This is a genomic window from Actinotalea sp. C106 (assembly GCF_023630195.1).
Lineage (GTDB): Bacteria > Actinomycetota > Actinomycetes > Actinomycetales > Cellulomonadaceae > Actinotalea.
Genome location: NZ_JALPKN010000108.1, coordinates 1 through 9,961, shown reverse-complemented (window position 1 = coordinate 9,961; position 9,961 = coordinate 1). Strand labels below are relative to the sequence as shown.

Below are 9,961 nucleotides of genomic sequence, written 5' to 3'. Positions count from 1 at the left end.
CTTGGCCTCCGACTTGCCCACGACGCCGAGACTGCGGCCGGGGCGGCCGACCCCGCCGACGGCGCGGACACCCTGGACGGGCTGGTCCGGGCGCACCTGCCCGCCTTGCTGCGATACGCGACCGTGCTCGTCGGTGACCAGCACACCGCGGCGGACCTGGTCCAGGAGGTGCTGCTCCGTGCGCACGTGCGCTGGCACCGCATCGCCCTGACCGAGCGACCCGACCTCTACCTGCGGCGCATGGTCACCAACGAGCACCTCTCGTGGCGGCGTCGCTGGCACGTCCGGACGATCCACCCGACCGCGGACGAGGCCCTCGTGCGGCACGGCGGCGCCGTCGGCGACCCGGCGCACGAGCACGCTGAGGGGGACGCCCTGTGGCGCAGGCTCGAACAGCTGCCCGGACGGCAGCGCGCCGTGCTCGTGCTGCGCTACTACGAGGGCCTCGCCGACGTCGAGATCGCCGCCGTGCTCGGAACCTCCGCCGCCACCGTCCGCTCTCACGCCTCGCGCGCCCTCGCCACCCTGCGGCGCACCGACCCGCCCCTGATGGAGACACGATGACCCACGACACCCCCACCCCCACTCCCTCGCCCGTCCCTCTCCCCCGGCCCGAGCACGACGGCGAGCAGGACGAGCTGGCCGTGCGGGTCGCAGCCGCCCTGCGCTCGCGCGAACCGGCCCCTGCCGAGACCGCCGCCTCGACCGAGCGGATCGCTGCCCGCCTCGCGGCAGCGGCAGAGGATCGCGACACCGTGGTGACCCCGTTCGGGCGACGCGCGAGCCGGGTCGTCGTCACGGGCCTGGTCACCTCGACCATCGTCGCCGTCGGTGCAGGTGCTGCGGCGGCCGCCAACCCCTACACAGGCTTCGCGGCCGCCGTCGAGGGCGTGGTCCACGCCGTGGGCGTCGAGTGGTCGGCGATGCCCGCGGGGTACACCCGCGAGCAGTACGAGGCGTTCTGGGGCGCCGGGTACACCTCGCAGGACGTGCTCGCCCTGGGCGCTCTCTGGCAGACCGACGGCACCGAGACCAAGGCGCGCGCGGGTCAGATGATCCTCGATGGCGACCAGCTCCCTCTCGCTCCGGCTGTCTCCGCCGAGCCGGGTGGGTCGCCCGAGGAGCAAGCTGCCCGCGAGGAGTTCTGGGACGCCGGGTACACGGCCGAGGACCTCGAGACGCTCACCGCCCTGTGGGACACCGACGCCGTGGAGACCAAGGCCCTGGCAGGTCGGATGCTGCTGGACGGCGAGAGCCTGCCGATCGAGCCGAGCGGGGACCCGACCGCGACCGAGTAGCGTGTGCCGCCGGCAGGTCGTCGACGACGACGGAGGGCAGCGGGGCGGCACTAGGCTCCCGTCGGTGAGCGAGTTCATGGCCGGGGCCCGGGTGCTGCTCCGTGGGTGGGGGATGTGGCGGCGGCGACCTCGGGCGATGGCCTGGGGCCTGGTCCCTGCGGCTGCAGCGGGTCTCCTCGTGGTGGTGCTCCTCGTCGTGCTGACGCTCAACCTCGACCACGTCGGGGACGCTCTCTCCGGGTTCGCCGCCGGGTGGCCGAGCCCGTGGCCGCGGGTGGTCGGGCTCGTCGCGCAGGCACTCGTCCTCGCGACGGCGGTCGTGGTCGTCGTCGTGACCTTCACCGCGCTCACCCTGGCGATCGGCGAGCCGTTCTACGACCGCATCTGGCGGGCCGTGGAGCTGGCCGAGACCGGTACCGTCCCCTCGGGGGACACCGGCTTCTGGCGCGGCGCGGTCGACGGCATCGCGATGGTGATCCGGGGCCTCGCGGTCGCCGTGGTCGCCGGGCTGCTGGGCCTCGTCCCGCTGGTGGGCACGGCGCTCGGATGGACAGCCGGGGTGCTGCTCACCGGATGGGTCCTCGCGCACGAGCTGACCACCCGGGCGCTCATCGCCCGAGGGATCGAGCGCCGCGACCGCAACCGCCTGCTGCGGACGCACCGCCTGCGGGCGGTCGGCTTCGGGGCGGCCACCCAGCTGTGCTTCCTCGTGCCCGGCGGCGCCGTGGTGACCATGCCGGCTGCCGTCGCCGGTTCCACGCTGCTCGCCCACAGCCTGCTGGAGGGCCCGCCGCGCAGCACCCCGGTCCTCACGCCGGGGTGACGATCTCCCCGCCGGTCGGCATCACGTCGTGCGGGCGCTTGGGGAACCACGTGACCGGCCCGACGATCCTCACGCCGACCGCCTCGCTGCGCGGCAGGTCCCCCTGCGTGCGGCACATCACGGGCATGAGCACGTCGCCCGGGCACCGGACCTCGAGCATGACGTTGGCGTCGTGCCCGTAGAACACCGTGTCGAGCACGCGGGCGGGCAGGCCGTCGGCCACCGGGACGAGGATCACCTGCTCGGGACGCAGCACGGCCATCCCCACCCCGTCGGTCGCCGCACCCGCCAGGGGCAGGGCCCCGAGCGTGGTCCACACCACGCCGTCGCGCACCGTCGCAGGGATGATGACGGCCTCCCCGACGAAGCGCGCGACGTCGATGTCGTGGGGCGTGCGATAGATCTCCTGCGGCGTCCCGGACTGGACCACCCGGCCCTCGCGCATCACCGCCACGACGTCGGCGGTGGAGAGCGCCTCCTCCTGGTCATGGGTGACGAGCACCGCGGTGGAGCCCGAGGCGTGGAGGGCGCTGCGGACGTCGGCGCGCACGCTCGCGCGCAGGCCGGCGTCCAGGGCCGAGAACGGCTCGTCGAGCAGGATCACAACAGGGTCGGGGGCGAGCGCGCGGGCGAGCGCGACGCGCTGCTGCTGACCGCCCGAGAGCTCGGCGGGCATCCGCTGCCCGTAGCCCTGCAGACCCACGAGCTCGAGGAGCTCGGCCACGCGACGGTCCCGCAGCGGGGCCGAGCGCGGCAGGCCGTAGGCCACGTTGCCTGCGACGGACAGGTGCGGGAAGAGCGCGCCTTCCTGCGGCACCACGGCGACCCGACGCCGCTCGGGGGCGACGTGCCGTCCGGGTCCGGCCAGGACCTGGTCACCGACGGTGACCGTCCCGCCGGACGCACGCTCGAAGCCCGCGATGACGCGCAGCAGGGTGGTCTTGCCGCAGCCGGACGGGCCGAGGACCGCCGCGAGGGCACCCGAGGGGACATCCAGGTCCACACCCTGGAGCACAGGGGTCCGGTTGAAGGCCTTGGTGACTCCGCGCACCTCGAGCAGGCTCATCGCGAGCCTCCTTCCATGAGGTCCTGGGGGTCGACGTCCTCGGTGGACTGCGCTGCGCGGCGGGTCTGGGCGTAGGTCAGCAGAAAGGTGGGGACAGCAGCCAGCAGCACCAGCATCGCAGCGTACGGCGCTGCGGCGGCGTACGCGCCGGCCCCGGTCTCCGTCCACAAGCGGGTGGCGAGGGTGTCGGTGCCCGTCGGGCGGAGCAGGAGGGTGGCCGGCAGCTCCTTCATGCAGGTCAGCAGCACGAGCGCCGCCCCCGCCGCGATACCCGGCCCGGCGAGCGGCAGGGTCACCCGGCGCAGGGTCGTCCAGACGCCGGCGCCCAGAGAGCGCGAGACCTCCTCCAGACGGCGCGGGCTCTGCGCCACGGAGGCCCGCACGGCCCCGACCGCGACCGGCAGGAAGAGCACCGCGTAGGCGAGCACCAGCAGGGGCGTCTCCTGATAGACCGGCTGAGCGAACCGGATGCCGAAGAACACGAGAGCCAGGGCCACGACGATGCCTGGCAGGGCGTGGCCGGCGTACGCGGCGTGCTCGACGAGCCGGACCGTCCGGGTCCCGTACCGCGCGGCGAGGACTCCCACCGGGATGGCCAGGGCGGTGGTGACCACGGCGCCGAGGAGCGAGACGCCGACGGTCGACGTGGCGGCGCTGACCAGGCGGTCGAGGTCGAGCGAGGCGGAGGACCCGCGGACCAACCAGTAGCCGAGCGACCCGGTGGGGAAGGCGAGGGCGACCGCTGCCACGGCGAGGCAGAGCCCGACGGCGACCGGGCGTAGCCGACCGAGCGGAACCGCCGCCGCCGGCCGCACCACACCGCCACCGAGCCGGGCGGTGCCGCCGCGGTTGCGGGACCGGGACTCTGCCACGGTGATGGCCACCGTGATCACCACCAGCAGGACCGCGAGGATGGCCGCGGGGGTGCGGTCGAAGCTCGCCCGGTACGAGCTGTGGATCACGCGGGTGAACACGTCGTAGCGCAGCAGCGACGGCGCCCCGAAGTCGGACAGCGTGTACAGCGCCACGAGGAGGGCCCCGGCGGCGGCCGCAGGGCGCAGCTGCGGGACGGTCACCGACAGGAAGGTCGCCCGGGCGGAGCGCCCGAGCGAGCGCGAGACCTCTTCCAGGCTCGGGTCGGAGCGTCGTAGCGCCGCGACCACCGGGAGGTACACGTAGGGGTAGGTGCACGCGGTCAGCACGAGGAACGTCCCCCAGAAGCCCGCCACCCCCGGGAAGGCCGAGATCCACGCGTAGGCGGCCACGTAGCTCGGGACGGCGAGCGGGAGCGCCGCCACGACACCGAAGGTCCGGCGAGCGGGCAGGTCGGTCCGGGTGGTGAGCCACGCGAGCCCCACGCCGATCACGAGGCAGGCCGAGGTGACGGCTGCCGTCAGGCCGAGGCTGCGGAACACGAGCCAGAAGGTGCGCTCGCGCACGAGCACCTCGACCGCGGTGCCCAGTCCTCCTTCGCCGGCACGGATCGCCAAGTACCCGAGGGGCAGCACGGCGACGGCGGCGGCCAGGAGCGCGGGCACGACGAGGAGGGCCGGCGGCCGCTCGGCGCTCGAGCGGCCGGCCCTCCTCGTCAAGACCGACGCCGCGCTCAGGTCAGGCCCACCTCGTCGAGCAGCCCGAGGGTCTCCTCGAGAGAGTCGAGGTCGTTCAGGTCGATCTGGTGCGAGTCGAGCTCGGCGAGCGGCTCGAGCTCGAAGGTCGAGCTCGTGATGCCCTCGACGACCGGGTACTCGGCGGTCTCGTCGGCGAAGTACTGCTGGGCGTCGTCCGACAGCAGGAAGGTGATCGCCTCGGCGGCCGCCTCGGGCATGTCCGTGGAGGCCAGGACGCCGGCGCCGGCCACGTTGACGAGGGCGCCCGGGTCGTCGTTGTCGAGGAAGTGGATCTCGGCGGAGACCCCGTCCTCGCCCAGCTCGGCGACCTTCTGGAACCAGTAGTAGTGGTTGATCAGGCCCAGGGCGACCTGCCCGCCGTCCACCGCGTCGAGCACGGCGTTGTTGTTCTCGTACGCCTGCGGGTCCTGGGCCGCGAAGTCCTCGAGCCACTGCCGGGCCCCGTCCTCACCGCGTTCGATGCGCAGGGCGGTGACGAACGCGTGGAAGCTCGCGTTGGAGGGCGCGTAGCCGACCGCGCCGACGTACTCGGGCTCGAGAAGCTGGTCGATCTCCGTGATGTCCTCGATCTCCGGGACCTGCTCGGGGTCGTAGGCCAGCACGCGGGCCCGGCCGGACGTCGCGACCCAGCGGCCGTCGGCGTCCCGGTAGGTCTCGGGGACCAGGCCGGTCACCGACTCGTCGAGCTCGGCCAGCATCCCGGCCTTGGCGAGCGCCCCGAGAGCACCGGCGTCCTGTCCGAAGAAGATGTCCGCCTCGCTCGCGTCGCCCTCCTCGAGGAGCTGGGCGGCGAGCTCGCTCGTCGAGGCGTACCGCACCTCGACGTCCACCCCCACCGCGTCCTCGAGCTGCTCGAGGAGCGGCTCGACGAGGTTCTCGTTCCGTCCGGAGTAGATGAGGAGCGTCCCCTCCTCGGCCGCCGCGCCGGCCGTCTCGTCCGGGGCGCTGCCGGTGGTGCTCTCCGACGTGCTGCAGGCGGCGAGCGAGGTCAGGAGGGTCGCGGCCATGACGGGAGCGAGCAGGTGGGGACGGCGCACAGGGAACTCCTCGGATGTCGGGTCGAGCGGCCCACGATAACTCAGGTAAGCCTTACCTCGGTTCACTCGTCCCATGGTTGGACGCGGCGGGCCTCGCGTCCCGGCCGCGGCAGCCGGACGTCCCTCGGCTACGGCCTCGACGCACCAGCCCCGGTCAGGCGACGGAGCTCGGCGGCGTCGACGTTGGCACCGAACGACGGGCTGCCCGGCTCCAGCACGACACCCGCGGCGAGGGGTCCGATGTGCACCGGGTCGAACCCGAGGTCGTCGACGATCGCCGCGACCTGCGCGACGTCGGTCTCGGTGTCCCCGGCGACCGCGATCGCCTTGCGTCCGGTCGCCCCGTCGGGACGCGCCTCGTCCGCGAGGTCGTGGTAGCCCATGTGGTTGAAGGCCTTGACGACGCGGGCACCGTCAAGGAGCCCCTGCACGAGGGCGCTGGACGAGATCCCGGGTTCGAGGAGCCTCTCGCGAGGGCCGTCGACCTCCCACCAGTAGTTCATGGCATCGATGACGAGCGTGCCCCGCAGCTCCTCGGTCGGCAGGGCGCGGTACTTGCTGAGCGGGAGGGCGAGGATCACGACGTCGGCCTCCCGCGCGGCGTCCGAGGCCCGGACGGCGATGGCCCCGGGCGTCAGGACCTCGACCGTGAGGGTGATCTTGGCGGGGTCACCCGACCCCGCGACGAGCACTCGGTACCCGGCATCGACGGCGAGCCGGGCCAAGACCGTGCCCACCTTGCCGGCCCCGAGGATGCCGATCGTCCGGGTCGTCGTGCGCGCGTTCATCGGGCCACCTCCACGGTGCTGGGTTGCGGGCTCTGCGGAGACACCGGGTCGTTCGGTGCGGTCCGGCGTGACGGCTCGTCATGCCCGCTCACACGACGGGTCGATCATCGACGCGGACCTCGACCAGGCTCGCCCGCCACGCGCAAAGGCCCGCCCCGCCGAAGCGGTGCGGGCCTCTGACCTGCTCTTTCACTGTCGGGATGACAGGATTTGAACCTGCGACCCCTTGACCCCCAGTCAAGTGCGCTACCAAGCTGCGCCACATCCCGAACGGCCCTTGCGGGCCGCCTGTACTTTACCCCACCTCAGGGGGTGCCCCGTGCATCCGACGCGTCCGTGGACGGTCCGCTCCCCCGACGACGGGCAGGCCCGGGCAGCCGACCCGCCTCGCTCATCTGGTTCAGCTCGGCCGCGACGAGGCCCAGCAGGAGCAGGTCGACGATCAGCCCGGTGGTCGCGCTCCACTGCTCGACCCGGAACAGGAACACCTGGGTGACCAGGAGGTTGACGAGCACCGCCCGCCGGAACCAGCGGTAGCCGCGGGCGCGGGCGCCCCGCACCCACCACAGGCCCAGTGCTGCGAACCCGGTGCCGATCGCTGCGCTCACGAGGAGCCCCACGACGATCCATGCAGGCACCTGCGCGCCCTGGACCCAGGCCAGCACCCCACGACCCACGGTCCCGACCGTCGAGAGCAGCAGCACCCCGACCGTGAGCCACGGTGCCCAGCTCGTCGAGACCAGGCGGCGCATCAGGCCGACCACCGCGTGTCCGACGGCCTCGATGGGGTTGGGCAGCTCGGACGAGTCCGTCTCAGCCACGTCGAGCAGGGCGCGGACCTCGGCCTCGCCCCGGACCGGCCCGGCACGGTCGACCAGGGCGTGCGCCTCGGCCCTGGTCCGGGTGGTGAATCCCCCGGCCAGCCCGGCCACCGCATGGTCGGCCGCCCCGGCCAGGTACTCGACGGGGTGGTGCGGGGTCCGCCCGTGCAGGGCCTCGCCGAGCAGCACGAGGGCCACCGTGACCAGGTAGATCAGGGCTGCGGTCGGCTCGTAGAAGTAGTCGTTGTCCGAGGTGACGAACTTGCCGACCTCGTCGACGAAGAGACCGAAGCCGATCCCGCCAAGCAGTGCCCCGGCCGGGCGCACCACCGGACCCGCGAAGGACAGCAGCAGGACGAAGGCCAGGGCCATGAGCAGGCCGCCCCACAGCACGTGGGCGACGTGCAGCCCGCCACCGCCGATCTGCGGGTAGTCCATCACCGCGAGGTACCCGCGGGTCAGCAGCACGGTCGCGACCGAGGCGACGACGAACCCCGCGAGGTGCGAGGTCGCGGCCGGGTCGCGCGGCAGTCCCCAGCGCAGCAACGGGCTGCGCGGCCGGTCCACCGGTGCGCGCCGCCCCGTCGCCGCGCCGTCCTGGGTCACCGCCGGCGCTTCTCCCGCACGCGGACCGAGATCGAGATCGGCGAGCCCTCGAAGCCGAAGGCCTCGCGCAGGCGGCGCTCGATGAACCGCCGGTAGCCCGCCTCGAGGAACCCGGTGGCGAAGATGACGAACCGTGGGGGCCGCGTGTCGGCCTGGGTCGCGAAGAGGATGCGGGGCTGCTTGCCGCCACGCAGCGGGTGCGGGTGCGCCGCGACCAGCTCACCGAGGAAGGCGTTGAGCCGTCCGGTCGGGATGCGGGTGTCCCAGGACTCCAGCGCCGTCTCGATCGCCGGGACCATGCGGTTGGTGTGCCACCCGGTCTGCGCCGAGAGGTTGACCCGGGGGGCCCACTGCACCTGGACCAGGTCCTTCTCGATCTCCCGCTCGAGGAACGGGCGGCGGTCCTCGTCCATGAGGTCCCACTTGTTGTAGGCGATGACCAGGGCACGCCCGGCCTCGACCACCTGGGAGATCACGCGGGTGTCCTGCTCGGTCATCGGGACGCTCGCGTCGACGAGCACCACGCCGACCTCGGCCTTCTCGATGGCCGCCTGGGTGCGCAGCGAGGCGTAGAAGTCCGCCCCGGAGGTCTGGTGCACCCGGCGCCGGATGCCCGCGGTGTCGACGAACCACCAGGTCTTGCCCCCGAGCTCGACCAGCTCGTCGACCGGGTCCCGCGTGGTGCCCGCCTCGGCGTCCACGACGACGCGCTCCTCGCCGAGGATCTTGTTGAGCAGGCTCGACTTGCCCACGTTCGGGCGGCCGATCAGCGCGACCCGTCGGGGTCCGCCCTCGCGGATCGCGCCACCGGCTGCGGAGATCGCCGGCAGCTCGGTGACCGCGGCGTCGAGCAGGTCGCCCGTGCCGCGTCCGTGCAGGGCCGAGACCGGTCGGGGCTCGCCCAGACCCAGGCTCCACAGCGCCGCCGCGTCGGCCTCGGCCCGCGGGCCGTCGACCTTGTTGGCGGCGAGCACCACGGGCTTCTTGGCCTTGCGCAGCAGCCGCACCACCTGCTCGTCGGTCGAGGTCGCCCCGACGGTCGCGTCCACCACGAACAGCACGACGTCGGCGAGCTCGATGGCGATCTCGGCCTGCTCGGCCACTCGCGCGTGGATGCCGGCGACGTCGACCTCCCAGCCACCGGTGTCCACGAGGGTGAACCTGCGTCCGGCCCACTCAGCCTCGTAGCTCACCCGGTCGCGGGTGACTCCGGGCTTGTCCTCGACGACGGCCTCACGGCGCCCGAGGATGCGGTTGACGAGGGTCGACTTGCCCACGTTGGGACGGCCGACGACGGCCAGGACCGGGAGCGGGCCGGTCGGCCCCGCCTCACCCGCGACCCCCTCGCCGCCCTCGAGCAGCGCGAGGTCCTCCTCCTGCAGCTCGTACTCGGCGAGGCCTGCACGCAGGGAGTGCTCGCGGGCCGCGTCGTCGGCGGCCTCCTGGACGACGTCGTGCTCGGTGGGGGTCTGCCCTGCCGGGTCCTGCCCGGTGGGGTTCTGCTCGCTCATGGGCCCATCCTCCCCTGCCGAGGGGCCCCGCGACGAACTGCGTCGCGCACGGTGGGCCGACAACCGGCCCCGGCGGCTCAGATCTCCGCGGCGGGGCCGTCCGTGGGAAGGGGCACGCCCGCCCGTTCGCTCGCCCTGCGCACGTGGGTGCGCAGGGCCTCACCGACCCGCTCGTGGGCCCGGGCCACCGCCTGCCGCCCCGCAAGGGGTTCACCGTCCGTCAGGGACAGGGGCTCGCCGAACTCGACCACGAGGCGACGTCGCAGGCCGGGGACGTGACCGACCGACTCCCCGGTGCGACGGGTCCCGAGCACCGCCACCGGCACCACCGGCGCCCCCGAGGCGACCGCGAGCCACGCGACGCCGGCGCGGGCGCTGCT

The 9,961-nt window shown here is 73.6% G+C and carries 9 protein-coding genes, 1 tRNA gene and 1 pseudogene; 3 read left to right on the top strand and 8 right to left on the bottom strand.

The annotated features are described in order from the left end of the window. The 3 genes from L0B03_RS09115 to L0B03_RS09105 all read left to right on the top strand — a co-directional run. A partial coding sequence (locus L0B03_RS09115) for a SigE family RNA polymerase sigma factor (protein ID WP_250445496.1) occupies positions 1 to 564 on the top strand: 564 nt, incomplete at its 5' end. Then, positions 561 to 1,298 carry a hypothetical protein gene (locus L0B03_RS09110; protein WP_250445495.1) on the top strand — a complete coding sequence of 246 codons (738 nt, stop codon included), beginning with the start codon at positions 561 to 563 and terminating at the stop codon, positions 1,296 to 1,298. The genes L0B03_RS09115 and L0B03_RS09110, both read left to right, overlap by 4 nt. Positions 1,299 to 1,362: 64 nt before the next feature. Further along, positions 1,363 to 2,121 (top strand): EI24 domain-containing protein, encoded by a 759-nt coding sequence (locus L0B03_RS09105; RefSeq protein ID WP_250445494.1) that lies wholly within the window; start codon positions 1,363 to 1,365, stop codon positions 2,119 to 2,121. On the opposite strand, the gene L0B03_RS09100 is transcribed toward L0B03_RS09105, so the two are convergent. The 8 genes and pseudogenes from L0B03_RS09100 to L0B03_RS09065 form a co-directional block, all read right to left on the bottom strand. Continuing rightward, entirely contained in the window at positions 2,108 to 3,187 is a 1,080-nt protein-coding gene (locus tag L0B03_RS09100; RefSeq protein WP_250445493.1) for an ABC transporter ATP-binding protein, read from the bottom strand. The genes L0B03_RS09105 and L0B03_RS09100 overlap by 14 nt on opposite strands. Next, positions 3,184 to 4,725, bottom strand: a complete 1,542-nt coding sequence (locus L0B03_RS09095; protein ID WP_250445492.1) for an iron ABC transporter permease — start codon at positions 4,723 to 4,725, stop codon at positions 3,184 to 3,186. The genes L0B03_RS09100 and L0B03_RS09095 overlap by 4 nt, the downstream gene beginning before the upstream one ends. Positions 4,726 to 4,793: 68 nt before the next feature. Next, entirely contained in the window at positions 4,794 to 5,855 is a 1,062-nt protein-coding gene (locus tag L0B03_RS09090) for an extracellular solute-binding protein (protein ID WP_250445491.1), read from the bottom strand. Between the two features lie 128 nt (positions 5,856 to 5,983). Further along, positions 5,984 to 6,643, bottom strand: a complete 660-nt coding sequence (locus L0B03_RS09085; RefSeq protein WP_250445490.1) for an NADPH-dependent F420 reductase — start codon at positions 6,641 to 6,643, stop codon at positions 5,984 to 5,986. A gap of 195 nt (positions 6,644 to 6,838) precedes the next feature. Beyond that, positions 6,839 to 6,912 (bottom strand) — tRNA-Pro (locus tag L0B03_RS09080). Between the two features lie 36 nt (positions 6,913 to 6,948). Next, positions 6,949 to 8,070, bottom strand: coding sequence for a hypothetical protein (locus L0B03_RS09075; RefSeq protein WP_250445489.1), 1,122 nt, complete (start codon positions 8,068 to 8,070; stop codon positions 6,949 to 6,951). Then, on the bottom strand, positions 8,067 to 9,581 hold the full coding sequence (gene der / locus L0B03_RS09070) for a ribosome biogenesis GTPase Der (protein ID WP_250445488.1): 1,515 nt from the start codon (positions 9,579 to 9,581) through the stop codon (positions 8,067 to 8,069). Before der ends, L0B03_RS09075 begins: the two co-directional genes overlap by 4 nt. Before the next feature lie 77 nt (positions 9,582 to 9,658). Beyond that, a pseudogene (locus L0B03_RS09065) lies at positions 9,659 to 9,961 on the bottom strand (1-acyl-sn-glycerol-3-phosphate acyltransferase); the annotation flags it as partial.